The organism is Rhizobium sp. ERR 1071, assembly GCF_007828675.1.
Lineage (GTDB): Bacteria > Pseudomonadota > Alphaproteobacteria > Rhizobiales > Rhizobiaceae > Rhizobium > Rhizobium dioscoreae.
This window is the reverse complement of sequence record NZ_VITM01000003.1, coordinates 500,368-525,571: the sequence shown is the minus strand read 5'-3', so window position 1 is coordinate 525,571 and position 25,204 is coordinate 500,368. Positions and strand designations below refer to the sequence as shown.

Sequence of the window (25,204 nt, the reverse complement as noted above, 5' to 3'; positions counted from 1 at the left end):
GCAACGAAGCGATAAAGATGGCTATCTTTATTATCAGAAATTTGGAGAGATCATGTCGCAGGTCCCGGAATGCATCACGAGCGAGTCGGAGGAAGAGGTTTCCGCAGCAACGGCCGCTCCCTCGACATTGTTGTTCGCCATCGCGACCGGCGTCATCATCATCAATCTTTTCGCGCCTCAGACACTGGTCGGCATCATCGGTCCGTCGCTCGGCTTTTCCGAAAGCGGTGCCGGCCTGGTGGCCATGGCCTCGCTGCTTGGCTACGCCGCCGGCCTGTTCTTTCTGGTGCCGCTGGCGGACCTTATGGAGAACCGGCAGCTGGTGCTGCGCATGCTCCTTTCGGCTCTGGTCATGGCCGTTGCCGCCGCCTTCGCGCCGACCGGCTGGAGCCTGTTGATCTTCCTCTTCCTTCTGGGAGCGGCCTGCTCCGCCATCCAGATCCTCGTGCCGATCGCGGCAGCGATGGCGCCGCCCGAACATCGCGGCCGGGTGATCGGCAATGTCATGAGCGGCGTCATGGTCGGCATTCTTGTCTCACGCCCTTTGGCGAGCCTGATTGCCGACTTTTGGGGCTGGAGAAGTTTCTATGCCCTGAGCGCCGCAACGCTTGCGCTCCTCGCCGCTGTGCTTGCCCTGCGCCTGCCCGAGCGGCGCCCTCTGATCAGCACGAACTACGGGGCCTTGATCGGTTCGCTCTTCAAGCTTTTGCAGGAGGAACCGGTGCTGCGGCTGCGCGCCTTCACGGCGGCCTTGATGATGGCGAGCTTCAGCCTGTTCTGGACTTCCGTCGCACTGCGTCTGGCGCAGCCGCCGTTCTCGCTCGGCCAATCCGGCATCGCGCTGTTTGCCCTTGTGGGTGCCGGTGGTGCCGCGGCGACCTCCGTCTTCGGCCGTATGGGCGACAGGGGATGGACGCGGACGGCGACATTGGCCTCCCATGTGATCGTGCTTGCCGCGATGGCGCTGGCCGCCTGGGTGGGTGGAATACGCTCGGGCAGCTCCGTGGCCCTGTTGATCCTTCTGGGCATGAGCGCCGTCTTGCTCGATGTCGGCGTCACCGGCGATCAGACCTTAGGTCGCCGTGCCGTCAATCTCCTGAAGCCGGAGGCGCGCGGGCGGATCAATGGTCTGTTCGTCGGCATCTTCTTCCTCGGCGGAGCTCTCGGATCGGCGCTCGCCGGCACGGCATGGGATTTCGGCGGCTGGGCTGCCGTATGCGCAGGGGCGGCGGGCTTTGGCGTGATTGCATTGATCACGGGTCTTGCTGCGCGCACCTGAGCAATGCAAGGACAGCACTTGTGGCTGCGCTGCCGCATCGCCATCTGTGACGCATTCAGGTGGCCGCCAGACAAGCATGCAAAAACAGGCGCCCCTTGTCAGGAGCGTCGGAATGCGTGGAATAGCTTGGGTTTACAGGCTGAGGGCGCTCTTTCGAAGCGGTGCGCTGAAGATTGCCCGCAGCACGAAAGTACCTCTCGGCACCAGGATCATCTGGCGGCGCGGCGACGTTCGCATCGGGGAAAGAGTGCATTTCCGCAAGGGAGTCGTCATCGATGCACAGGAAGGCAGCATCGAGATCGGTAATCACGTCTCCTTCAACGATTACAGCATTCTGCTGGGCCGCGGCGGGATCGTCATAGGCAATGATGTACGCATCGCTGCGCATGCGATGATCGTTTCCTTCGATCACAATTTCGATGATATTTCCCGCCCAATTCGTCTTCAGGGCGTGACGAAGAAGCCGATCGTCATCGAAGACGATGTCTGGATCGGAGCGGGCGCCAAGATCCTCGGTGGCTCCCATATTTCCAAAGGATGCGTTATCGGCGCCAACGCTGTCATCAAGGGTAGGACCGAGCCTTACGGCATCTATGTCGGTACCCCGGCAAGGCTGTTGAAGCGGCGCGGAGAGGCGGGCGGCACCCGATCGGGAAAGATTGAACGGCTCGTCCTGCAGAAAAAGTAAAAAAGCTCGAACGTCGCTCATCCCGGAGCTTCGGCCATCAGCAGACCGCGATATTCCCCCTGCGGCATGACTCTGCTACATCGGATTCGTGAAACCAGAAATGTGCATCCACGACCGGAGGCCCGATCCAGACCATGCGTGTTTGCCTTTCCTCGATCATGTCGGCCGCCCGGCATCTTGCGCTTACGGCCTTGATCGCCATGTCCTGCACCCTGCCGCTTGCCGCTCAGGAGACGAAGCCGCCGAGCCTGCCGATCCTGTTCGATGCGCGTGAGCGCCTGCCGAAGCCGGATCTGTCTTCGCTGGTCAGACTGCGCTTCCTGACGTCGATCGACTTTCCGCCCTTCAATTTCCTCGATCAGAACGGCAAGCTCACCGGCTTCCATGTCGAGCTGGCGCGCAAGATCTGCGACGAGCTGGCAATAGCGGACAAGTGCCAGATCCAGGCCTTGCCCTTTGGCGAATTGCAGGGCGCACTTGCCGCTTCGCAAGGCGATGCCGTCATCGCCGGCGTTGCGGTCACACCCGAACTGCGCAAGACCTTCGCCTTTTCACGGCCGTTCCTGATGTTGCCTGCCCGTTTCGTGCGCAATCTCAAGGCATTGATCGGCGGCACGACAGCTGCCTCGCTCTCGGGACATCCTGTTGGCGTCGTCAAGGGCACAGTGCATGAGGCAATGCTGACGGCCTTCTTCCCGGCGATCAAGCCGGTGCCCTTCGATGACAAGGATGGGCTTCTGGCCGCCGTCAAGGACGGCAAGGTCGATGCCGCATTTGCCGATGGCCTGCAGCTTTCCTTCTGGGTCTCGTCGCCGGCGGCGGAAAAATGCTGCGCTCTTTTTGACGGTCCCTACCTGTCACAGCAATTTCTCGGCGAAGGCATGACCATCATGCTGCGCCAGCAGGACGCCGATCTGACGGCGGCGATCAACCATGCGCTTGCCACGCTGTCTCGCGATGGCAGGCTGCAGGAAATTTATCTGCGCTATTTTCCCTATGGGCTTTACTGATTAGCGCAATTTCGGAAAAAGCCTCTAGGCCTTGCGATAACGGGCGATTGCGCTGCGTTCGATGGCCGCACAAGTCAGTTTGTCGAGGCCGAGACGGTCGCGAAGCAGGCTGAGCAGGCGCAATTCCTCGGCCTTGACCGACAGGTCGGCCGAAGCGACTTCGACGGCAAGGGCGTAGGCTGTGTCATAAAGACGGGCGGGAAGCGTATCGCGCACGGTTTCGAGCACGATGTCCAATCCCTCATTGTTCGAAAGAAGCTTGGCGCAATCGCGAGAGACGGAAATCAGCTTCTCGTCGTCGAACCCCTTGAAGACCGGCAGGGCGTGAATGAGCTCCCCGATGCGGCTGAGCTCCCGGTCGTTCATCGTGCGATCGACGGCCGAGGCCAGTACCATGACGTAGATCAGGGCCTCGTGAGCAGAAAGCGGCTTGTTCATGACAGGCGAAGTCCTTTGAATTTGGCAAGCTGAAAAGTCGCGCGTCCCATGGCAAAAGTTACTGCATAATTCCTTGAATCGGAATCGATTTAAGGAATTATGCGGCGGATTGGAAGTGCCGTAGCGGCCTTTGCGCGCGATATATGACGCGCGGCGCTGTGGTGGCTGAAGCAAGACGTCAGATCGGATTGAGCGGATCTTCCTTGGGCAAGGCCGGCCCGAGCGTCGATTTTCCATTCTTGCGCGGATCGTCGCCATACATGCCGCGCTTCTTCTGCTTGGCCTCGTCGACGAGCGATGCAAGCGGCGAACCTGGCTCCGGATCGGCCCAGCCGAAGCGCACCAGCCAGGCGCTGAGATCGACGCGGACATAGCGGCAGGCGCCCTTGACGGTGCCTTTCCAGTTGGCATCGGGCACATCGCAATCGATCGATCGGCCACGCAGATACATGCGGAATGCCGTGCGCGCGGCTTGGCCGCAGGGCCAGTCCTTCCCGCTCGGGCCGGTGCACATTCGATCGACATCGGTCGGAATGATCCCGGTGAGCTGTACGCTCCTACCGGTGATGGTCAATATGCCGGCCTGATCCGAGAAGGGGCGGACGAGTTCGATCGTTGTCGTCTGCTCCTGCGGCTTGGATGCGGGATCAAGTGCTGCCTGTTCGGACTGAGACGCTGGCTGCTGCCGCGGCAATTCCGGCGGCAGGGTTCGATGTTCGGCCGCCGCCGTCTCCCTGTCGATCTGGTCGGCCGGTATCCGGTTGTCCGGGATGGGATCGGTCTTGGCCTGGTCGTCAGACCCAGTCTCCGATGAAGCGGCTACCGCCTTGCCCGGCGTGTTTTCGCTTGACTGCTGGGCCTGGGACGTGGCGGCGTCCTTGCCGCTCGCCATATCTGTCGCAGGCGGCAGCTTTTGGATTTCCTCTGGCTTCGTCGATACGTCGTTCGAACGGGCAGCGTCGGTCGGAACCTTGTCGTCCTGTTGCGTCACCGGCGGCGCTGCCGCCGTCTTGTTTTCCGCGGCCTTAGTCTCGTCGCCATCGCTCGCCGCCGCAGCCGCCGCCATGGCAGCGGCGGACAGCTCGGGACTGCCGTCGGAACTGCTTGTCGATGGGGACGCTGTGGCGAGGATCGTTGCCTTATCCTTCGCTGCTTGCGTGGCCGAGCCGGCGGCTTGCGCTACCGGTTGGCCCTCCGATTGCGCCTGACCTGAATTTGCGTCGTTCTGCTTCGTGGTCTCGGCTGGCTTGGGTGCTTCTATAGCCTTTGGTGGTGTGGTGCCGGCCTTGGCGGTCTCGCCCGGCCCAGTCACAGCCGGCTTGCTTTGAGCCGTCGTGTCGCTGTGGTCTCGGTGGGGCAGGCTGAAACCACGCTCGCTGACCTGAATCGCGACGAGGGTCAACCAAGAACCGACGATCGCGCCTGCCGCACCTGCAAGCCAAATATTACGACGCATAACGAGAAAACTTTCCTATTGGCTGGCCCAAATGATCCGGGCAATCCATTCCACATCCGCAAGATCGAAGCTGCGGTTGGGGTGTTCGGGATTGAGCGACAAAAGCTCAATCGACTTGGCGCTCTGCCGCAGCAGAACCTTGGCCATGACTTCGCCCTCGCGGGTCTTCACGACGACACGGTCGTTTTTCCTGATCTGAGCACCTGGCTCGACAATCAGAATATCCCCGTCGCGATAGAGCGGCAACATGCTTTCGCCCTGCACCTCCAGCGCGTAGGCGCCGGTCCTGTGCCCGGCAGCGACGGGAAATTCCACCATGTCCCAGCCCTGACCGGCTGGAAATCCGCCATCGTCGAAGAAGCCGCCTGCGCCCGCTTGGGCAAAGCCGATCAGAGGTATGGCGTTGCCGGCCGGCAAAATCCCGTTTGGTGGAGTCGTAGCGCCCGGCGTCTCGGCGGGCCGGATGAAGCTCAGGAACTGCTCCAGGCTGGCACCCGTCGCATCGAGGATCTTGGCGATCGATTCCGTCGAGGGCCAGCGCAGGCGTCCGTCTTGGCTCAGCCGCTTCGATTTGTTGAAGGAGGTGGCATCGAGGCCGGCGCGGCGGGCGAGACCGGAAGGGGTCAGGGCATGCCGCTCGGCAAGCCGGTCGATCGCACCCCATATCTGCTCGTGTGACAGCATCGCCGCTCGGTATCCGCGCCGGCTCGCCCGGCGCTTTGCTCTTCAGAAAAGGTTAACCGAGGCATTTTGGCGAGTAAAGACCGGTATAGGAATACGGTCCTTTATCCCCGTGCTTTCGCCCGCGGTTTTTCGCGGTCTCAAGTCTTCTGCGGCTGCGGCTTCGCGTCCGGCTGCTCGTTCTGGAATTCCTTCGCCATGCCCATGAAGCCACGCATGAATTTCTGCATGATCCCGAGCGTACGGTCGATCTCGGCGTCGTCGGGCAGGCTCGATCCCTTGTTTGCGGCAACGGTCTTTTCCAGCTTCGTCACGCGATCGGACAGTCGATCGAGCTCGTCGTCATAGGCGCTGCGCTCGTCGGCGGCCATGCGGCAGACGAGATTGCCGCCCTGATCCTGGCAGATGGACATCGCCCCGGTCTGCTTGTCGAGGCGGATGAAATGATCGCCACTGCGCTCCAGCTGGAAGCGTTCGGCATCCGGTTCGGCTGAAAGAGCCGGCGTGGAGAGAAGAATAGCAGTGGGCACCAGCATGGCTGCAAGACCGATTTTCAGTTCCTTCGTCATGTCATCCTCCGGATTTTCTGCGTTAAAACCCAAATCCATCACGGAAACCGTGGACATCGGCTGATGTTTTCGTGCAAAGCCTATCAGCACAGCTTTACAGAGGGATGATGACCGCCATGCCAGTGGTTTACAAGATCGTGCCGGACACGCTCTGGCAGCAAGCCAGACAAACCGGCGTTTTTCATGGCGCGGCGATCGATCTGACCGATGGCTACATTCATTTCTCCACTGCGAAGCAAGCGAGAGAGACGGCGGCGCGCCATTTCGCCGGACAGACCGGCTTGCTGCTGGTGGCGGTGGACGGCGACGCGCTCGGCGACAAGGTGGTGTTTGAACCCTCGCGCGGTGGCGATCTCTTCCCGCATCTCTATGCGCCGCTGCCACTTTCGGTCGTGCTCTGGGAAAAGCCGCTGCCGATTGGCGACGATGGAGCTCACCTCTTTCCGGAGATGGCGGAATGATCGGCGCCTTTCGCGACCTCGGCCGGCGCGGCCTGTTCCTGTTCGATCCGGAAACGGCACACGGCATGTCGATTGCGGCGCTGAAATCCGGCCTCGTTCCCGCTTGCCGCACACGCAACGATCCCCGCCTGCGCCAGACCGTGGCAGGGCTCGACTTTGTCAACCCCATCGGCATGGCCGCCGGCTACGACAAGAATGCCGAAGTGCCGGAGGCGCTGCTGAAGCTTGGTTTCGGCTTCACCGAGATCGGCACGGTCACGCCGAAGGCGCAGTCGGGCAATCCGCGCCCACGCATCTTCCGGCTGGTCGAAGACGAAGGCGTCATCAACCGCCTGGGCTTCAACAATGAGGGCCATGAGGCAGCATTTCAGCGCCTCAAAACCATCCGCGGCAACGGCATCATCGGCGTCAACATCGGCGCCAACAAGGATAGCGCTGACCGCATCGCCGATTATGTCGCCGGTATCCGCCGCTTCTATTCCGTGGCGCGCTATTTCACCGCCAATATCTCCTCGCCGAATACGCCGGGCCTGCGCGATCTTCAGGCGCGCGAAAGCCTGTCGGCCCTTTTGTCGGCGGTGCTTGCCGCGCGCGACGAGGAAGCGGCCAAGGCCGGCAAGCGCATTCCCGTCTTTCTCAAGATCGCGCCAGATCTTACCGAGGAGGGCATGGATGACATCGCCGCGGAAGTATTGTCGCATGCGCTCGATGGCCTGATTGTCTCCAACACCACGCTCTCGCGTGATGGCTTGAAAGACCAGCGTCAGGCGAAAGAGGCAGGCGGCCTTTCCGGCAAGCCGGTCTTCGAAAAATCGACTGTGGTGCTTGCCAAGATGCGCCGCCGCGTCGGTGCCGCACTGCCGATCATCGGTGTTGGCGGCGTTTCCTCAGCGGAAACGGCGCTGGAGAAGATCAAGGCCGGCGCGGATCTCGTGCAACTTTATTCCTGCATGGTCTATGAAGGCCCGGGATTGCCGGGCCGCGTCGTGGCGGATCTCTCGAAGTTGCTCGATCGCGAGCGCGCCGGCTCGATCCGCGACCTGCGCGATACCAAGCTGGACTACTGGGCGAATCGGAACGTCTGATCCGCCCGCTTCTTCAGGCCCATGGCCAGGAAGATGCCGCGAAACAGCAGGAAGGCGTTCATGGCCATCCACAGGCCATGATTGCCAAGCGTCGGCACGAAGACGGCGAGCGCTATGAGATAGCCGCCGAAGGATAGCAGCATCTTGTTGCGCATCTCGCGCGACCATGTGGCGCCAATAAAGACTCCATCCATCAGGAAGGCGAGCGCCCCAGTCAGGCCGGTGATTGCCGCCCAGGGCAGATAGGTCTCCGCAGCGAGGCGCACCTCTTCGGAAGTTGTCAGCAGGCGGATCAGCGCCGGCCCAACCGTAAAGAAAAAAATGGCGGCGGCAAGCGCCAACCCGAAGGACCAGAGCGCTGTCAGTTTCAAGCCGCGCTCGAAGGCCGGCCTGTAATTGGCGCCGATCGAGCGGCCGGTGATCTGCTCGGCTGCGTTCGCGAGCCCGTCGAGATAATAGCCCGACAGCAGGAAGAAGTTCATCAGCACCGCATTGGCGGCGAGCATGACGGCGCCGAAGCTGTTGCCGATACGCGTCATCAGCGTGAAGGCGGCAATCAGCACGAAGGTGCGGATGAGGATATCGCGGTTGAGCGCGAAGAGCTGCGTGAGCTTGGTGCGCGAGAGCAGCTCCGCGCGCGCCGGGCGCTCCTCGCCGGCAAAACTGCGCAGCACGATCAAAAGTCCGAGCAGCATGCCGCTCGCTTCGCCGATCAGTGTGCCCCAGGCAACACCCGCCACACCCCAGCCCAGATAGAGCCCGAGCAGGATGGCGAGCACCATATTGACGCCATTGATGACGGTCTGCAGCAAAAGCCCGATGCGGCCTTGACCACGGCCGAGCACGAAGCCGAGCAGCGCGTAATTGGCAAGCGCTGCCGGTCCCGACAGCATGCGGATGGAGAAATAGGTGCGCGTCGCCTCCGCGATGCCGCCTTGCGGTCCCATGAGCTTGAGGCCGAGCCAAAGGAGAAGAGGCGACAAGAGCACGATCAGGATGCCTGATGTGAGCGCCGATATCAGCGCGCGCCAGAAGACGGCCTGCTGTTCGTGCCGGTCATGACGGCCGTAGGCTTGCGCGGTGAGCCCTGTCGTCGAGGCGCGCAGGAAGTTGAAGCTTGAGAAAAGGAGATCAAACAACACGGCGCCGATCGCAAGCCCCGCCAGCGCGTCCGGCTGGCCGAGATGCCCGACGACGGCCGTATCGACAAGGCCGAGCAGCGGTGTCGTCATGAAGCCGAGCGTCATCGGAATCGCGATCGACAGCACGAGCCGATGCGTCACGTCGAAGGGCAGAATCCGCCGGCTCCCTTGCTGGACATCCATTTGACGTTACGCCTCCTCAGTTCGAGGAAAGCACCATGGACCAATAAGGCCTGTCGCCGGAAGAGGGGGCATAGGCAAGAGCGACGCCAAGGCCATCATATTTGCCGAGCATGTTGTGCAAATGCTTCGGCGAATTGATCCAGGCCGTCACCGCCGCATTCACGTCGCGCTGGCCCTCGGCAATGTTCTCCGCTGCCGGCAGCTTGACGCCGCTTGCCTTGACCCGCTTGCCGAAATCGTCGCCGAGGCCGATCAGGTGCTCCATCTTGCCGGCATCCGCCATCCGCCTCGCCTGATAGACGGCGGCGGTGCTGGCAGCGGTATCGATCTTCAATGGTGGCAAGCCGTTCTTGGCGCGCAGTGCATTGACGAGCGGCAGAGCAGAGGCGGTCTGGTCGCTGGCAGGGATGCTGGAAATCCGGGCAGGCGGCGTGGCGCAGCTTGCGACGGATGCGGTGAGCGCAAGAGCGGCGAGGCGCAGCGCATCGCGGCGCGTGCAGGTCAGTGTCTGGGAGGTCATGTCAGCGGCGGTAGTGGAACAAACGAAGTATGATGAAGACGGGAATGACGATGGAGGCGCCGAGCAGCACATAATCGCCGAACTCGCCAAGCGCAGCGAAGCCGCTGTGCCAGAGATCGAGCAGGAAGCGACGGACGCCATAGAGGAAATCGAGCGGCCGCCAGCCGAAGAACTTCATCACGAAGCCGACCACGAGCGACACGATGACGAGCTTCACCAGCGTTCTGCCTGGCGAGTCGCCAAGGAATCTGTTCACCTGATCGGACATGCTGACGTCTCCATATGGCAGTCGGTCGGTGCTGAGATAGGGCCGGCACCTGCGACTCGCAAGCACTTTCGCCCAGCTTACACCCTAAACCAGCGCCTGCCTGAAATAGGACTTGAGTTTTTTTATGGCCGCGTTCAAAGGCGAGCATCAAACAGGATGAAACACATGCTGCCAAGCCAGCTTTCCTCCGGCGATGTCATCGCCGACCGCCGCGCCGATTATGCGAAGATGCTTGCCGAGAGCGGAGATCCCGCGAGTGCGGCCGAGCTGATGGAGCAGGCGCTGGAGCTGGTACCACGCTGGGCGGCGGGCTGGTTCACGCTTGCGACCTATCGCGAGAAGGCCGGCGATGCATCCGGCGCAATCGCGGCGCTGAACGAAGTGCTGATGCTCGATCAAGGCGATGTCTTCGGCGCCCGCCTCAAGCTTGCCGTTCTCGGCGGTGCCGATGTGCCGGACCGGCCACCGAGCCTCTATGTCGAGCGGTTGTTCGACGACTATGCCGACCGCTTCGAAACCTCGCTGGTCGAGAAGCTCGGCTACAGCGTGCCCGGCAAGCTTGCCGGCCTAATTGTCGAAACGGCTGGTATCCCGAAACATTTCCGCCTCGCGATCGATCTTGGCTGCGGCACGGGCCTGCTCGGGCCGGAAATCCGCGCCCGGGTCGATCGGCTGGAAGGCTACGACCTGTCGAAGGGCATGCTCGCCAAGGCGGCCGAAAAGAATGTCTACGATCACCTCGGCCAGGCCGATCTCGCGCTTGAGCCGGAATTGTCAGGCATTTTCGGTGGTGAGCTTGAGGCCGGCCGCGCAGATCTGATCACTGCGGCCGACGTGCTGATGTATCTCGGCGATTTGCATGGCGTGACGGCGATCGTGCAGAAACTTTCGGCCGATGGCGCCGTCTTTGCCTTTTCGGTTGAAGATGCGGAGCAGCCGGACGGCTATGTGCTGCGCGATTCCCTGCGGTTCGCCCATTCGGAAGCCTATGTCAGGCGGATTTTGGCCGCTCATGGTTTTGCGGTGCTGAATGTCACCCGCAGCACCATTCGCATGGATGGCGGAAAACCGGTCCACGGCATTCTGTTCCTTACCCGGAAATCGGCTTGATGATTTCGAATCTTGCGAATTTGAAATAGGTCAGCATTGCTTACGTATTTTCGCTTGATTATCGCCTGAGCTTTCAGCAAAAAGCCTTGAAACCCAGGGGAAATCACATGGCAAACGCAAAGAGCGCATTTGGTATCTGGAATACGTCCGCGACCCGGCATTCGTGGATCGAGGATATTCAGGGCATCGTCTCCGGCAGTCTGATTTCCTCGCTTGGGCTATTTTGCCTTTCAAGCGCCGGCCTTCTGACCGGCAGCACTGCCGGCATCGCCTTCCTGCTGCATTACGCGACCGGCGTGAATTTCGGCCTCGCCTTTTTCGTGGTCAATCTGCCGTTCTTCTATCTGTCTCTGAAACAGCTCGGCCCGGTCTTCACCATCAAGACCTTCATCGCCATTGCGCTCACCTCGCTGCTGACCAACCTGCAGCCGCTGCTCTTCGATGTCGCGCATATCAACGCGCTCTGGTCGGCGGTGCTCGGCGGCATTCTGCTCGGCTTCGGGCTGCTCGCGCTCTATCGCCATCGGGCAAGCCTCGGCGGCGTCGGCATTCTGGGGATTTACCTGCAGGAGCGTTTCGGCATGAGGGCAGGGTTGGTGCAGCTTGCAATCGACCTATGCGTGCTCGCGGTCGCTTTTGCGGTGACCACGCCTGCTGTGGTCATCTGCTCGGTGATCGGTGCAATCGCACTCAATCTCTTCGTCGCGATCAATCATCGCTCGGATCGCTATATAGCGCTGTAAAGCTAAAGCCTACTGCTTGCGGGTCTCGTCAGATTCGACGATCGCGGCTTCGTGATACCAGCTATCGAATGCGGCCGTGGCAATGGACGGGCCGATATCCGGGGTGAGGTTCACCTTCGGACGCTGGCTGAGCGCCGTGGGGCGAGCCGTAACGGGAAACTGATAGATCTTTGCGGTTTCGTGCCGAGTACCGATTGCCATTCTTTGTCTCTCCCTTTTTGGTGTTCAAGCGGGCGCGCTTCAAGAGACAACTCATATATAGCAAAGCCGAAGGCGAATATCACCATTTCGCTTAAAAAAAATGCTAAATGATGAAATTATAGGCAAATCGACGATGGTGTCGCCGATGCCGTTTCTTTGGTCTGCCGATTTTCCAATCCGTTTTAGGGCCCGGTCGAGCCTGCGACACTTTGGCAGCTCGATTGGAGCCATGGCGGCGATTTGAAAAGAATCTGATGCTTGGCACTGGGAAATCTTGCCCGAACACGCCTCAATCATAAAAATCTCGCCTGGCGGGCTAGGTGTCGATGCGATCTGGCACGGCACATGCATCTCTCTTGGCAGCCGTTCGTAGTGAGGAATTTTCCGGCGGGCGCGCCGGCCAAGTTTTTCCTACTTCGCCTGATTAACTGTTATGAGGTGCGTAATGACGAAGTTTAAGCTCGAGTACATCTGGCTCGACGGGTACACCCCGGTACCGAACCTGCGCGGTAAAACGCAGATCAAGGAATTCGACGCATTTCCGACGCTCGAGCAGCTTCCGCTTTGGGGCTTCGACGGTTCGTCGACGATGCAGGCCGAAGGCCGCAGCTCCGACTGCGTGCTGAAGCCCGTCGCTATCTATCCGGACCCGGCCCGCACCAACGGCGCTCTCGTCATGTGCGAAGTCATGATGCCTGATGGCGTTACCCCGCACGAATCCAACAGCCGCGCGACCATCCTTGACGATGAAGACGCATGGTTCGGTTTCGAGCAGGAATACTTCTTCTACAAGGACGGCCGTCCGCTCGGCTTCCCGGAATCCGGCTATCCGGCTCCGCAGGGCCCGTACTACACTGGCGTCGGCTACAAGAACGTCGGCGATGTCGCTCGCGAAATCGTTGAAGAGCACCTCGACCTCTGCCTCGAAGCCGGCATCAACCACGAAGGCATCAACGCCGAAGTGGCCAAGGGTCAGTGGGAATTCCAGATTTTCGGCAAAGGCTCCAAGAAAGCCGCCGACCAGATCTGGATGGCACGCTACCTGCTGCTGCGTCTGTGCGAAAAGTACGGCATCGACATCGAGTTCCACTGCAAGCCGCTTGGCGACACCGACTGGAACGGCTCGGGCATGCACTGCAACTTCTCGACCAAGTTCATGCGCGAAGTCGGCGGCAAGGCCTATTTCGAAGCACTCATGGCTCAGTTCGACAAGAACCTCGAAGCCCACATCGCTGTTTACGGTCCGGACAACCACATGCGCCTGACCGGCAAGCATGAAACGGCTCCGTGGAACAAGTTCAGCTACGGCGTTGCCGACCGCGGCGCCTCGATCCGCGTTCCGCACTCGTTCATCAAGAACGACTACAAGGGCTACCTCGAAGATCGTCGCCCGAACTCGCAAGGCGACCCCTACCAGATCGCTTCCCAGGTTCTGAAGACCATCTCGGAAGTTCCGACCGCTGGCTTCGGCTCGGTTGCTGCCTGACGTATTTCGATCTCGGTTTTCCGAGGCGGAGATAAACGAAAAGCGCGGGATTCCGGTCCCGCGCTTTTTGCTTTGATGATAACGGTTCTAGGCAGCCTTGCTTGCCGCATCCAACGGATGCTGCGAGCGGAAGCCGACGGCAAGACGGTTCCAGATGTTGATCGTGCCGATTGCGACCGTGATCTTGACGATCTCTTCTTCGCTGAAATGCTGTTTCAGCGGTTCGAAATCGGCATCCGGAATGCCGGTCTGGGCGATCTTGGTGACGGAATCGACCCACCGAAGCAGGGCACGCTCGCGGTCGTCATAAACTGGCGATTCCCACCAGACGCACATCAGGTTGATCCACTGTTCGCTCAAGCCATCGTGGCGGGCTTCCTTCACATGCATGTCGACGCAATAGGCGCAGCCGTTGATCTGCGAGGCGCGGAGCTTGATCAGGTGAATGAAGCGGCGCTCAAGGCCGCTGCTCTGAACGAAGTTTTCCAGCGCGACGACGGCCTTGTAGGAGTCCGGGGAGGCTTTGGCGAAATTGAAACGCGGATGCATGGTCTTCTCCTTGGGTTTTAAATTGAGGTTCAGTTTCTGGTCTTGCGTTCATGCAGCTCGAGAAAGGCGCAGCCTCTCGCGGCTATGCCACCGTCCGTGTCCGTCTGCCGGAGGTCGGTCAGCACGTCGGCGATCGTTGTCTTTGCCAATTCGGCCCGATAGACGCGTTCTGCTGCCAGCATGGCGGCATTGATGCCGCAGGGCTTGGCGAAGTAGCGCCCTTCCAGCGGGTTCGGGCCGCGCTGGCGGATTTCCGCGCAGCGGAAGGCGGGTGCTGGGCCTTCAGCCGCCAGTACGATATCGAGAAGCGTGATCTCCTCCGGCTTGCGCGCCAGCCGATATCCGCCCTTCGGCCCCGGCACGGTATCGAGAATGCCGGCGCCAGAAAGCGCCTGCAGGTGCTTCAGAAGATAACTGACCGAAACGCCGTGAAATTCCGCAAGCGCCGCAGCCGAGAGCACGCCGCCATCGGACAAACCCGACAGCATGGCAACGCAATGGATGGATTGTTCGACGCCGTCTCCGAGCTTCATCTTGGTGCCTTTCTAATTGTAGATAATTTTTATCCACGATTATGGTGGGAGTCAAGGCCCTTGAAATGAGCGGCATGTAAGCTGCATTTGAATATGTCGGACGTCTGACACCCCCCTCTGTCACAACAGTGACAGAGGGGGGTATTGCGTTCTCCGCAAACGCTGAAACGAAAGGACACGAAGTCTCCCCGCTTCTCATCCGCCGCATATCCATTACATTGAAGCCCGTGGACCAGATCGACGCGCAGTACCCCTTTGTCTTACCTGCCCCTTTTCTCCGCTGGTTTGCGGAAAAGGGCTGGCAGCCGCGTGCGCATCAGCTGGAGCTGCTGGCCCGCGCCGAAGCCGGCGAAAGCACGCTGCTGATTGCGCCCACTGGCGCCGGCAAGACGCTCGCCGGCTTCCTGCCGTCGCTGACGGATCTCACTCGGCGCGGCAAGATCCCACCAGGTTCGGCCTTCACCGGCATCCATACGCTCTACATCTCGCCGCTGAAGGCGCTGGCGGTCGATATCGAGCGCAACCTGATGAAGCCCGTTTCGGAGATGGGCCTGCCTGTCACGGTCGAAAACCGCACCGGCGATACGCCGAGCGGCAAGCGGCAGCGGCAGAAGCTCAACCCGCCCGATATCCTGCTGACGACGCCGGAGCAGGTGGCGCTGCTGCTCGCCAATCGTGAGGCCGAGCGCTTCTTCAAGGATTTGAAATACATCGTCTTCGATGAACTGCATTCGCTCGTCACCTCCAAGCGCGGTCATATGCTGTCCCTTGGCCTTGCCCGCATCCGCAAGCTGGCGCCGCGCGTGCAGACCATCGGTCTTTCAGCGACGGTTGCCGACCCCATAGATCTGCAGAAATGGCTGGTAGCGCAGCGGCCGGGGGAGGAGCGCCATGCGGGCCTCGTCATCGTCGAAGGTGGCGCCAAGCCCGATATCTCGATCCTTGCGACGGAAGAGCGCATCCCCTGGTCCGGCCACTCGGCCAAATATGCGATCCCCGATATCTATCGCGAGCTGAAGGCCCATCGCACGACGCTGCTCTTCGTCAACACGCGCTCGCAGGCCGAAATGCTGTTCCAGGAGCTATGGTCGGCCAATGACGACAATCTGCCGATCGCCCTGCACCACGGCTCGCTCGATGTCGGCCAGCGCCGAAAGGTGGAGGCGGCTATGGCGGAGAACCGGCTGCGCGCCGTCGTCGCCACCTCCACGCTCGATCTCGGTATAGATTGGGGCGACGTCGATCTTGTCATTCATGTCGGCGCGCCGAAAGGCGCAAGCCGCCTTGCCCAGCGCATCGGCCGTGCCAATCACCGCATGGATGAACCCTCGAAAGCAATTCTTGTGCCGGCCAACCGCTTCGAAGTCATGGAATGCCAGGGAGCGCTTGATGCCAACTATACCGGCGCGCAGGACACACCACCCATTGGCGCCGGAGCGCTCGACGTTCTCGCCCAGCATGTGCTCGGCATGGCCTGCGCCGAGCCCTTTGACATGCTCGAACTTTATGACGAGGTGCAGAGTGCAGCACCGTATGCCGAGCTTTCCTGGGAGACCTTCGAGCGCATCATCGATTTCGTCGCCACCGGCGGCTATGCGCTCCGAACTTACGAGCGCTATGCCCGTATCCGCAAGACGGCGGATGGGCGCTGGCGCGTCTCCAATCCGCAGGTCGCCCAGCAATACCGGCTGAACCTCGGCACGATCGTCGAAGAGGCGATGCTCAACATCCGCCTGGTAAAGCGCAACGCGCTGGGCTCACTCGGAAGAGGCGGCGCGCCGCTCGGCAAGGTCGAGGAATATTTCGTCGAGCAGTTGTCACCCGGCGATACCTTCCTCTTTTCCGGCAAGGTTCTGCGCTTCGAAGGCATCCGCGAGAGCGAATGCCTCGCGTCGCAGGCCTTCTCGCTGGATCCGAAAATTCCCTCCTATGCCGGCGGCAAGTTCCCGCTGTCCACCTACCTGGCCGATCAGGTGCGGGCGATGATAGCCGATCCCGACCGGCGGCACCGCCTGCCGGATCAGGTGCGCGATTGGCTGGAAATTCAGAACGAGAAGTCGCTGCTGCCGAAGCGCGACGAGTTTCTGATCGAAACCTTCCCGCGCGGCAGCCGCGCCTACATGGTTGCCTATCCTTTCGAGGGAAGGCTGGCGCACCAGACGCTCGGCATGCTGCTGACCCGAAGGCTGGAGCGCGCCGGCGCCAAGCCCATGGGCTTCGTCGCGACCGATTATTCTCTCGGCATTTGGGGCCTTGAAGATATGGGACTGATGATCGCCAACGGGCGCCTCAGCCTCTCCGATCTCTTCGACGAGGATATGCTCGGCGACGATCTCGAAGCCTGGCTCGATGAATCTTTCCTGCTGAAGCGGACCTTCCGCAATTGCGCCGTGATTGCAGGCTTGATCGAGCGCCGGCATCCGGGCAAGGAAAAGACCGGCCGGCAGGTGACCGTCTCGGCCGATCTGATCTACGACGTGCTGCGCAGCCACGAGCCCGATCATATCCTGCTGCAGGCAACGAGGCAGGATGCCGCGACCGGACTTTTGGATATTGGCCGTCTTGCGGATATGCTGAAGCGAATCAGGGGCCATATCACCCATCGCGCGCTGGACCATATTTCTCCGCTCGCCGTTCCGGTGATGCTGGAAATCGGCAAGGTGCCGGTACCGGGCGAGGCTCACGATTCTCTGCTTGCGGAAGCGGCTGACGACCTGATCCGCGAAGCGATGGAATAGGGATGCTGCAAAGCAGACGACGAAGGTAGATTGTTACGGTGATGAACCGCCTGGCGCTAGCGCGAGATATGAATGAAGGCAACGGCGCAACCAGTGCGCTGGGTGTCGAGGCCGTCATTCATGGCGTCGCCGCCGTCTGCGATCCGCTCGGCGCGCTCTATCTGCCGGATGCGGGCATTCTCGTCGTCTCCGATCTGCATCTGGAAAAGGGCGCGGCCTTTGCCCGCCGAGGCATGATGCTGCCGCCCTACGATACGCTGGCGACCCTGACGGTCCTCTCCGCCGTCATCTCCCGCTATGATCCGAAACTCGTGGTGTCGCTGGGCGACAATTTCCACGATCGGATCGGTTCGCAGCACTTGCCGGAAGAGTTTCGCAGCCTGATCGTTAACATGGCGCGCGGCCGCGAATGGATCTGGATCAACGGCAATCATGATCCGGATGGCACCGTCGATCTCCCCGGCCATTCGGTTGATGAGATGCATTACGGTGGTTTAACGTTCCGCCATGAGCCAAAGGCCGGGTTGCAGGCCGGCGAGATCGCCGGCCACCTGCATCCCTCGGCCACCGTTCGGCGTCGCGAGAAATCGGTGCGCCGCCCGTGCTTTGCCACCGATGGCGCCCGCCTGCTGATGCCCGCCTTCGGCGTGATGACCGGCGGCCTCGATCTTCGCCACAAGGCCATGGCCGGCCTTTTCGAGCGCGAGAGCTTGATCGCGCACCTGCTGGGCCGCGACCGCATCTACTCCGTGCGGTTCGGCAATCTCTCGGCCTAGGCCGCGTTCGCCGGTTCGTAACGCAGGATGACAGCCCCGGTTTTGAGGGGCGTGGAGCCGATGAGCTTCATCGGGCGCTGGTCGGCTGCCGGTTTAAAATGCGGATTGCCGGCACCGAGGACGACAGGAACGAGGCAGATCCTGAGCTCATCGACCAGCCCCGCCTTGAGCAATGCATCGGTCACTTCAGCGCTGCCGAAGACGAACATGGTCTTGCCGGGTTCTTGCTTCAGCTTTTTCACCTCAGCGACGATGTCACCAACGACGCGGGTATTGTTCCACTCCGCCTTGTCGAGCGTCCGCGAGGCTGCAATCTTGGCGATACCGTTCATGTAGGCGGCGATGTCGGGCGCTTCCGTCGCGGTCGGCCAATAGGCGGCCATGCCTTCATAGGTTTTGCGGCCGAAGATCAGCAGATCGCCTTCCTTGCCGAGCTCGGTCGCATAATATTCCAGCTCATCGCCCCAGGCGAGCATATGAAAATCAAGGTCCCACGGCTTGGTTCCCTCGAAATAGCCGTCGAGCGTCATGAGATTCCAGATAACGAGCTTCCTCATCACTTCCTCCATTGTGATAACCGTACCATAATCAAAACTAGTTGCTAAAAGAAAGTAGTTGCAAATTAATCGTACTGATAGCAAAATGCAAGCGGTCTTTTGGAGGCCCTTATGGACGCAGTGCATCGTTCCGGCTGCCCGATCAATTTGACCCTGGAAATCCTCGGTGATCGCTGGAGCCTGATCGTCATCAGGGACATCATGTTCGGCAATCGCCGGCATTTTCGCGAGTTGCTGCAGAATTCGCAGGAGAGGATTGCTTCCAATATTCTCGCCGATCGGCTGAAGCGGCTGGTGGAACGTGGTCTGCTGACCCGCGAAAGCGATCCCACTCACAAGCAGAAGGCCGTCTACAGCCTGACGGAAATGTCGATCGACCTCGTGCCCATTTTTGCCCATATGGGTGCCTGGGGCCGCAAGCATCTGCCGGTTTCCGAGGAGCTGTCGATCCGGGCCGAACTCCTGGAGGATGGCGGCCCAAAACTCTGGGATGATTTCATGGAGGAGTTGCGTGCCAAGCATCTCGGCAAGGTGCTGCTCCCGGGCACGCCCTCGGTGCTCGGCCGGTTGACCGAAGCGTATATCGAGGTCGCCAATCGCCGGAAAAGCGGTTGATCAGTTCTTCCGGAAGATGAAGCTTGCGCCCCAGCCGGTGACGAGGGCGAGCAGCACCGAGAAAATGCCATAGGTGATCGGCCGCTGATGCGCCGCATCCGTAATCGTCTGCTCTATACCCGTCTTGATGACGCGCAGCGGCAGCGATTTCTCGCTCAGGAACTTGCCGCTCTTGAAAAGATAGGCGCGCACTGTATGCACCCCATTCGGCACATCGGCTGGAACCCTGAGCGTTGCCTTGAAGAGCGAGGAGCTGACGAAGCGAACGCCGGCGGGGTCGCTTTCATAGAGCCCGCCGGCTTTCTGCAGGCGTCGGAAGGCGTTGCGGAATTCCGGGACATCGCCAACATTGCCGACGAAGCCGACCGGCGTCAGCGGAAGATGGTCGACGCCAATGCCGCGGTCGCTGAGTTCGAGCGGCGTGGTGATATTGTCGACCGCACGCGTGCTCGAGAGCGAATAGGCTTCCGGCACATGCTCGAACGTCATCGAGCGGGTGTTGACCCATATGCCGAAGACGCGCTCTTTCCTGCGAACCGTTGCATTCTCGCGCGGCCCCTCCAGCACGACGACGATATCGTACTGGCCGATTGCCAGAAGCAGCTGGTCGGTGTTGGAAAGGGCGCCGAAGATCGTCAGATCGGCGCCGGTGAAGTCCGAGGTGATGGCGATTTCGCTCGTCGATGTGCCGATCTCCATCGTCTCCCGCGCCGTGGTCGAGGTCGTCGGCTGATCGAGCAGCACTTGCGCCGGCGCGGTGAACGGAGTGAGCAGCAATGCGGCGGCAAGGAGCAGTCCGAATCCTCTCATCGGCTCACCCCTTCCATGACGACGGAGTAAACGTCCGCCGGCGTCACCACGAGAGTGATGACGAGGCGAAGGCCGACGGCCAGGACGAGGAGGCCGAGGAGTGCGCGCAATTGCTCGCCGCGCAGCTTCTGGCCGACACGCACGCCGTATTGCGCGCCGACGACGCCCGCCACCATCAAGAGGAAGGCCAGGATGATATCGACGGAATAGTTGGTGGCTGCCTGGACGATTGTCGTAAAGGCCGTCACGAAAATGACCTGGAACAACGAGGTGCCGACAACGACATTTGTGGGCACGCGCAGCAGATAGATCATGGCGGGCACAAGAATGAAGCCGCCGCCGATACCCATCGGCGTCAGCATGCCGACGAAGAAACCAAGACCGATGACCGGAATGGCGCTGAGATAGAGCTTGGATTTCTTGAACCGCAGTTTCAACGGCAGCCGCTGTACCCAGTTGTGATGGCGCGGCTTGCCGGTTGCCGGGGGCAGTTTGCCGGCTGCGCGGCGCATGGCTCGCACGCTTTCCCATAGCATCAGCGAGCCTACGGTGCCGAGGAGAATCACGTAGATCAGGGAAATGATCAGGTCGATCTGGCCGAGCCTTCGCAAGAGCACGAATAGCCAGAGGCCGAACGTCGCCCCCGCGAGACCGCCGGCCAGCAGGATCGAGCCCAGTTTCAGGTCGAGCGAGCCACGGCGGAAATGGCTGAGCGCTCCCGAAACCGAGGAGGCGACGACCTGATTGGAGCCGGTGGCGACGGCAACAACAGGCGGGATGTTGTAGAAAATCAGAAGAGGCGTGATGAGGAAGCCGCCGCCGACGCCAAACATGCCGGAGAGAAACCCTACGGCTGCTCCCATGCCGAGAATAATCAAAATATTCACCGACAATTCTGCGATCGGCAGATAGATCGTCACGCCTTGTTCCCATTTGCGGGCTTTTCGGCGCGGTGACCGAAGCCCATTTCCCCTTAAATGGCGGATTCTAATCTGAAATCATTGCCAGAGCCTTAGGAAAGGCCGAGCTGCCCCAGTTTTCGAATTGCCGCATTCACCCTAACCCGGCTTTTTCCACTTTTCTGTGACGCTGTATAGCGGAATGGTGGGTGCTGGCAGGGGATGCGGCAGCTTTGAGCTACCTAAACAAAATGCCGGCGTGCTGACGCCGGCATTTTGGTTGATCGTTTTCGCACGACAGCCCGAAGCTACTTGTTGCGGGCGAGAAGCTCCTTGACCACCTGATCGGTGACCCGTCCATCCGCCGGCAAGCCGACAGATTTCTGGAAGCTCTTCAGGGCGGCTACCGTCTTGTCTCCCATGGTGCCGTCGGGTGCACCGGCGTCGAAGCCATTCTTGTTGAGGATGGCCTGAATGTTGCGGATCGCCTTCTTCATGTCGATCGAAGCCGTGTTCACGCCCTTGCCGGTGGTCCATTCGTCGGGGATGTCGGTGCCGTTGGCCTTCGGATCGGCCGGCTGCACTTTCCAGAGATCGACCTTGGCACGCGCACTTTCGAGATCGGCCGGTTTCATGGCGTTGGCCACTTCGTCACGCTTCTGCGCGGCGTCCTTGTCACCGCTCTTGGCGGCGATCGCGAACCATTTGTAGGATTCCTGCAGGTCCTGTTTCACGCCGTTGCCGCGCGCATAGAGGATTGCGAGGTTGAACTGGCTGTCGGAGACGCCGAGGTTGGCGGCGCGGACGAACCAGTTCGCCGCGCTATCATAATCCTGCGGTCCTACTGTGCCCGAGGCGTAGAGAACCGCGAGATTGTGCATGGCGCTGGCATTGCCCTGATTGGCGGCCTGTTCGTAATACTGCTTGGCTTTGACGAGGTCGCGATCGACGCCGTTGCCCTTCTCATACATGCTGGCGAGGCGATACTGGGCCGGGGCATAACCCTTGTCGGCCGAAAGCTGATACCAGGTTGCAGCCTGCTTCATATCGGCAGCAACGCCGCGGCCATCCGTATAGCGTGCGCCGATTTCGAAGAGCGCCACCGGATCGGCCGATTTAGCGGCAGCGACGAGCGATGGCGGCTGGATGCCGTCGGGTACCGCGATTTCCGGCGCTGCCGGCGTGGTGGCGGGAGAGGCAGCGGATGTGTTCTCAGTCTGAACGAAGGCGGTGGCCTGCTGTGCAGGTGCGCTGCCGGCAGGAGCCAACTCTTCGCTTGCCGTCTGGTTGCCGTCGAGCGGCGTAGCTGCCGTCAGGTGATCATTCGCGGGTGCGGCGGCGGGATCGGTGGCCGTGGGTGCAGGCTGGACTTCCGCCGTCTCCGTCGTGGAAATCGAGGGTGCGGCGGCCTGGTTTGCAGCAGGCTGCTGATTGCTGGCGGCCGGGTTCGTGTTGGCAGCGACGGTATTGATCGCGGTACTATCGGCAGGCGCGACCATTGTCGATACCTGGGCCGGTGCCGGCGCCTTCTGGCCGCGTGTCAGCGTGTTCGCCAGCGGATAAGCCATGATGGCGAGCATGACTGCACCCAGCGCAAGCAGGATAGGCCGGCGGAAGCGTGAGAACGCGCCGCCCTTCTTGGCATCTTTCTTGGAAGCAGGAGCCGAGCGCTGCGTCTGGTCGACTTCCATGGCCGCGGCCTGTGCGGCACGGCGGGCGGCCGCGATATAATCGGCCCGTTCGTTCTCGCTCGGCTGGCGGGCGTTTCCGCTGCGCGACGTGTTCTGGCTGGCGCGCACGCGCTCGAGGATCTTCTTGATGTCAGGCGCGCCGGAGCCCGGCTCCAGCAGTTCGTTGGCCTCTTCGCCGGGCATCACGTCGGCGGGATCGATCGACGGCGCCTGCTCGATGACCGGGCGGTCCGGCAGAAAGATCGGTTCGGCCTTTTCTGGCATGAAGAAGCGCTTGCCGAGGCTGGCAAACAGGCTGGTCTTGCCGCTCTTCTTGGCTGCCGCCTTGATTTCAGCCTTCGTGTTGGCGTCGATCGCCTGCGCGACCGCGACTTCGGCTGAAACCGAGGCTTCGGCAGGCGCCATCGTGCGGATGATCGGACCCGCCTTCTGCTGCGCGGCCATTGGCGGCCTCAGCGCCGGAGCATCCTCTTCGGCAAAGACGTCGCTTTCGAATGTCGCGGCCGGCATGGCGGGCGCCGGCTTGCGCTGTTCCATATGATCGAGACGGTCGGCGATCTGCAGCAGCGTATCGTGCAGAGCCTCGAAGGTGCGGTGCGTGCGCTCGTCGCTGGCGCGGCTGAGGTCCTCAAGATGACGAAGGTCTTCGGCAAGTGCCGTCAATGCCGCCATATCGGCCGCCTGTGCACCATGAGCCATTGCGCCTTCGCGCGAATACGCTTCGACGACGGTTTCCGCCGCATGGCGGGCCGCTTCGATGATATATTCGTCGTTGGTCGCCATATAGTCCTCGATCGCGCTCATGCGGCGATCGAAATCCGGAGGCAGATGATCGCCGCCGGCGCGAGGCTCGGCCGTCAGCAATGTCGAGAGATGGGCGATCTGCTCTTCGAGACTGCGCAGCGCCTGCGTATCCGTCGGCGGAGCGGCAGTGCTCGCTTCCAGCCGGGCCGCGATATCGGAGAGACGGCCTTCGAGCCGGCGTGCCATGCTGTCGTCGAGGCTTGCGGCTGGCGCGGACGGATGGAAATCGATCTCGTCGATGCGGCGAGCGAGATAATCCAGCCGGTCGGCCAGCGCGTTGCCGACAGACCCATGTTCCAGCGCATCGATCTTATGGGAGATGTCGGCGAGATAGGTGACGAGCTCCGGCTGCGGCGTGGCCTTCTGCGAACGCTCCATCAGATGCGAAAGCTGGTCCAGCCGCTCCTCGAGGCGGGCGACGGCCTTGGCGCTGCCGAGTTCGTCGATGCGCATGGCGAGCGCTTCAAGGCGGCCGGAAAGGTCGTCGGCAGGCTGACGCCGGCCTGCATCGCGGCTCATCAGGTCGATCTGATCGGCAAGGCCGCTGAGGCGGCCTTCCAGCCGCTGCATGGCCTGGTCCTGCGGCTGCATCATCGAACCGAGGCTTTCCATCGCGGTCGCGATCGTCAGCAGCTTGGTTTCCAGCGCATGCACGGCCGGGCTGTCGTTCATGCCGCCGAGATGCTGCTTGATGTCATCGAGACGATAGGCAAGCGAGACGAGCTCGTCCTGCAGGCCCGACGTGTCGATCGCCTTCACCTGGCGCTCGACATGGTGAAGCGACTCTTCGCGGGCGAGACCGTCCATCAGCGAACGCAGCTCGTCGAATTCCGCTTTCAGTCCGGCAGTCTCCGGCTGACCGGCGAGCTGGTTGATGCTGTCGGCAAGCCTGGCCATGTCCTGGCGGACATCGGCGACGAAATGCTTGTCCTCGGCGTTTTCGCGGATATCGCGGATTTCGGCACGCAGGGCAGTAACTTCGCGGCTCACGCTATCGGCGATGTCGCGCTTCAGATCCTGGCGAAGGTTGACGAGCGCCTGGGCGATATCGACCGGTGCGTCGGCGGCAGCGGCCCGCATCGGCTGGCGCTGGGGATAGCTGTCGATCGGACGTCGTGCCGGCTGCAGTTCTGCATGCGCGATTTCCTCACGCCGTGGCTGCAGACGTTCGCGGTTTGCTTCCAGCGTGCGCTGACGCTGACGGATTTCGGCAAACGGATCGGAGCGAAGGTCGCTCTCATGGCGTTCGTTGCGCAGCGGGCGCTCGTAAGCGCGGCTGGCATATTGTTCGCGTTCGGGGCGGGGCGGCATCCGCTCGGGTGCGGCTCGTTCGGGAGCAGGCGCATAGCCGGCAGCGACGCGCTGGCGCGTATCGCGCGCGGCGGCAGTTCCCATCAGCCCTTCGATGCGTGCTTCCAGCCCCTCGATTGTGCGGCTCAGAGCATCCAGCGACGTCCAGTCACCGGTTCCGGTATGATTTGATCGCGATCCGCTCATATCTCTTGCTCGCCTCGAACTGTGGACCACCAGGCCGTCATGCTGACGAAAGAAGACGTTGCTGCATCGCCTTGCTGTCTGCATCCCGCCGTTCGGAAAGGGATAAATCTATTGGCTTTCCTCAAACAGAGCGGCAAAGACAGCGCGATTTCCAAGCATAAGTTGAAAAAACGCGAAGCACTGCTGCTCAACTCGTACAATTTACGAAACGTGGTAAACAACTCGTTAAGTTTGCCTGATGTCTTAACCTTTTATTTTGGTTCTGCTGTACCGCCGCCTGATATTCTTGCGCTGAGGCAGCACCAGTTTGCTTGGGCAGAGGGGAGGTATCGGCGACATGCGGAATGCTCTCCCTCATCGGCTTCACCAAAATTTCACCGCGAGACACGAATTTGACGTTTACGCAAACGTCAAT

General features: G+C 61.2%; 26 protein-coding genes. 12 read left to right on the top strand and 14 right to left on the bottom strand.

The genetic code is table 11. From position 1 onward, the window contains the following. Positions 1-52 precede the first annotated feature (52 nt). From FBZ99_RS12630 to FBZ99_RS12620, 3 genes are all read left to right on the top strand, one after another. Positions 53-1,279: an MFS transporter gene (locus FBZ99_RS12630; protein ID WP_145633425.1), complete on the top strand. Its 1,227-nt coding sequence runs from the start codon at positions 53-55 to the stop codon at positions 1,277-1,279. 112 nt (positions 1,280-1,391) lie between these two features. Beyond that, on the top strand, positions 1,392-1,967 hold the full coding sequence (locus FBZ99_RS12625; protein ID WP_113351252.1) for an acyltransferase: 576 nt from the start codon (positions 1,392-1,394) through the stop codon (positions 1,965-1,967). 200 nt (positions 1,968-2,167) lie between these two features. Continuing rightward, a complete protein-coding gene (locus FBZ99_RS12620; protein ID WP_233788613.1) occupies positions 2,168-2,977 on the top strand; it encodes a transporter substrate-binding domain-containing protein in 810 nt (269 codons plus the stop codon). Positions 2,978-3,001: 24 nt separating this feature from the next. Here the strand turns inward: FBZ99_RS12620 and FBZ99_RS12615 are convergent, their stop codons facing one another. The 4 genes from FBZ99_RS12615 to FBZ99_RS12600 form a co-directional block, all read right to left on the bottom strand. Further along, on the bottom strand, positions 3,002-3,415 hold the full coding sequence (locus tag FBZ99_RS12615) for a tellurite resistance TerB family protein (protein WP_015338732.1): 414 nt from the start codon (positions 3,413-3,415) through the stop codon (positions 3,002-3,004). 178 nt (positions 3,416-3,593) lie between these two features. Beyond that, positions 3,594-4,871 carry a hypothetical protein gene (locus tag FBZ99_RS12610; RefSeq protein WP_113332029.1) on the bottom strand — a complete coding sequence of 426 codons (1,278 nt, stop codon included), beginning with the start codon at positions 4,869-4,871 and terminating at the stop codon, positions 3,594-3,596. A gap of 15 nt (positions 4,872-4,886) precedes the next feature. Continuing rightward, complete coding sequence (locus tag FBZ99_RS12605) at positions 4,887-5,555, bottom strand: S24 family peptidase (RefSeq protein WP_113332030.1); 669 nt, start codon at positions 5,553-5,555, stop codon at positions 4,887-4,889. A gap of 137 nt (positions 5,556-5,692) precedes the next feature. Next, complete coding sequence (locus tag FBZ99_RS12600; protein WP_113332092.1) at positions 5,693-6,121, bottom strand: hypothetical protein; 429 nt, start codon at positions 6,119-6,121, stop codon at positions 5,693-5,695. Positions 6,122-6,225: 104 nt separating this feature from the next. On the opposite strand from FBZ99_RS12600, the gene FBZ99_RS12595 reads away from it, so the two are divergent. Both FBZ99_RS12595 and FBZ99_RS12590 read left to right on the top strand, forming a co-directional pair. Then, positions 6,226-6,582 carry a DUF952 domain-containing protein gene (locus FBZ99_RS12595; protein WP_145633422.1) on the top strand — a complete coding sequence of 119 codons (357 nt, stop codon included), beginning with the start codon at positions 6,226-6,228 and terminating at the stop codon, positions 6,580-6,582. Further along, positions 6,579-7,667 (top strand): quinone-dependent dihydroorotate dehydrogenase, encoded by a 1,089-nt coding sequence (locus FBZ99_RS12590; RefSeq protein ID WP_145633419.1) that lies wholly within the window; start codon positions 6,579-6,581, stop codon positions 7,665-7,667. The genes FBZ99_RS12595 and FBZ99_RS12590 overlap by 4 nt, the downstream gene beginning before the upstream one ends. On the opposite strand, the gene FBZ99_RS12585 is transcribed toward FBZ99_RS12590, so the two are convergent. The 3 genes from FBZ99_RS12585 to FBZ99_RS12575 are packed head-to-tail and all read right to left on the bottom strand — an operon-like array spanning position 7,643 to position 9,780. After that, entirely contained in the window at positions 7,643-8,992 is a 1,350-nt protein-coding gene (locus FBZ99_RS12585; protein ID WP_145633416.1) for an MATE family efflux transporter, read from the bottom strand. The two genes, FBZ99_RS12590 and FBZ99_RS12585, sit on opposite strands and share 25 nt — an antisense overlap. A 16-nt stretch (positions 8,993-9,008) precedes the next feature. Next, complete coding sequence (locus FBZ99_RS12580) at positions 9,009-9,512, bottom strand: CAP domain-containing protein (RefSeq protein WP_113332034.1); 504 nt, start codon at positions 9,510-9,512, stop codon at positions 9,009-9,011. A 1-nt stretch (position 9,513) separates the two neighbouring features. After that, on the bottom strand, positions 9,514-9,780 hold the full coding sequence (locus tag FBZ99_RS12575; RefSeq protein WP_145633413.1) for a DUF6460 domain-containing protein: 267 nt from the start codon (positions 9,778-9,780) through the stop codon (positions 9,514-9,516). A gap of 165 nt (positions 9,781-9,945) precedes the next feature. Here FBZ99_RS12575 and FBZ99_RS12570 point away from each other — a divergent pair, with 165 nt between their 5' ends. Together FBZ99_RS12570 and FBZ99_RS12565 are read left to right on the top strand one after the other, a co-directional pair. Beyond that, complete coding sequence (locus tag FBZ99_RS12570; RefSeq protein WP_145633410.1) at positions 9,946-10,890, top strand: methyltransferase domain-containing protein; 945 nt, start codon at positions 9,946-9,948, stop codon at positions 10,888-10,890. 107 nt (positions 10,891-10,997) lie between these two features. Beyond that, complete coding sequence (locus FBZ99_RS12565) at positions 10,998-11,633, top strand: YitT family protein (RefSeq protein ID WP_113332037.1); 636 nt, start codon at positions 10,998-11,000, stop codon at positions 11,631-11,633. 9 nt (positions 11,634-11,642) lie between these two features. Here the strand turns inward: FBZ99_RS12565 and FBZ99_RS12560 are convergent, their stop codons facing one another. Further along, entirely contained in the window at positions 11,643-11,834 is a 192-nt protein-coding gene (locus FBZ99_RS12560; protein ID WP_015338743.1) for a DUF2735 domain-containing protein, read from the bottom strand. Between the two features lie 445 nt (positions 11,835-12,279). On the opposite strand from FBZ99_RS12560, the gene FBZ99_RS12555 reads away from it, so the two are divergent. Further along, a complete protein-coding gene (locus tag FBZ99_RS12555; RefSeq protein ID WP_145633407.1) occupies positions 12,280-13,320 on the top strand; it encodes a glutamine synthetase beta-grasp domain-containing protein in 1,041 nt (346 codons plus the stop codon). Between the two features lie 87 nt (positions 13,321-13,407). On the opposite strand, the gene FBZ99_RS12550 is transcribed toward FBZ99_RS12555, so the two are convergent. Next, complete coding sequence (locus FBZ99_RS12550; RefSeq protein WP_145633403.1) at positions 13,408-13,869, bottom strand: carboxymuconolactone decarboxylase family protein; 462 nt, start codon at positions 13,867-13,869, stop codon at positions 13,408-13,410. A gap of 29 nt (positions 13,870-13,898) precedes the next feature. Beyond that, positions 13,899-14,402, bottom strand: coding sequence for an RrF2 family transcriptional regulator (locus FBZ99_RS12545; protein ID WP_113332039.1), 504 nt, complete (start codon positions 14,400-14,402; stop codon positions 13,899-13,901). 227 nt (positions 14,403-14,629) lie between these two features. Here FBZ99_RS12545 and FBZ99_RS12540 point away from each other — a divergent pair, with 227 nt between their 5' ends. After that, positions 14,630-17,140, top strand: coding sequence for a ligase-associated DNA damage response DEXH box helicase (locus FBZ99_RS12540; RefSeq protein WP_145633400.1), 2,511 nt, complete (start codon positions 14,630-14,632; stop codon positions 17,138-17,140). Positions 17,141-17,181: 41 nt separating this feature from the next. Beyond that, a complete protein-coding gene (pdeM, locus tag FBZ99_RS12535) occupies positions 17,182-17,916 on the top strand; it encodes a ligase-associated DNA damage response endonuclease PdeM (RefSeq protein ID WP_113332040.1) in 735 nt (244 codons plus the stop codon). Here pdeM and FBZ99_RS12530 read toward each other — a convergent pair. Next, positions 17,913-18,473, bottom strand: coding sequence for a dihydrofolate reductase family protein (locus FBZ99_RS12530; protein ID WP_145633397.1), 561 nt, complete (start codon positions 18,471-18,473; stop codon positions 17,913-17,915). The genes pdeM and FBZ99_RS12530 overlap by 4 nt on opposite strands. A gap of 111 nt (positions 18,474-18,584) precedes the next feature. On the opposite strand from FBZ99_RS12530, the gene FBZ99_RS12525 reads away from it, so the two are divergent. Next, entirely contained in the window at positions 18,585-19,088 is a 504-nt protein-coding gene (locus FBZ99_RS12525) for a winged helix-turn-helix transcriptional regulator (RefSeq protein WP_113351237.1), read from the top strand. On the opposite strand, the gene FBZ99_RS12520 is transcribed toward FBZ99_RS12525, so the two are convergent. The 3 genes from FBZ99_RS12520 to FBZ99_RS12510 all read right to left on the bottom strand — a co-directional run bounded on the left by FBZ99_RS12520 (position 19,089) and on the right by FBZ99_RS12510 (position 24,789). Beyond that, entirely contained in the window at positions 19,089-19,898 is an 810-nt protein-coding gene (locus FBZ99_RS12520; protein WP_145633394.1) for a TIGR02186 family protein, read from the bottom strand. It abuts the gene before it with no gap. After that, positions 19,895-20,818: a sulfite exporter TauE/SafE family protein gene (locus FBZ99_RS12515; protein WP_113332044.1), complete on the bottom strand. Its 924-nt coding sequence runs from the start codon at positions 20,816-20,818 to the stop codon at positions 19,895-19,897. Before FBZ99_RS12515 ends, FBZ99_RS12520 begins: the two co-directional genes overlap by 4 nt. A 287-nt stretch (positions 20,819-21,105) precedes the next feature. After that, positions 21,106-24,789 carry a peptidoglycan-binding protein gene (locus tag FBZ99_RS12510; RefSeq protein WP_145633392.1) on the bottom strand — a complete coding sequence of 1,228 codons (3,684 nt, stop codon included), beginning with the start codon at positions 24,787-24,789 and terminating at the stop codon, positions 21,106-21,108. Between the two features lie 39 nt (positions 24,790-24,828). Here FBZ99_RS12510 and FBZ99_RS12505 point away from each other — a divergent pair, with 39 nt between their 5' ends. Beyond that, positions 24,829-25,185, top strand: a complete 357-nt coding sequence (locus tag FBZ99_RS12505) for a hypothetical protein (protein WP_145633389.1) — start codon at positions 24,829-24,831, stop codon at positions 25,183-25,185. The last annotated feature ends 19 nt before the right edge of the window (positions 25,186-25,204 follow it).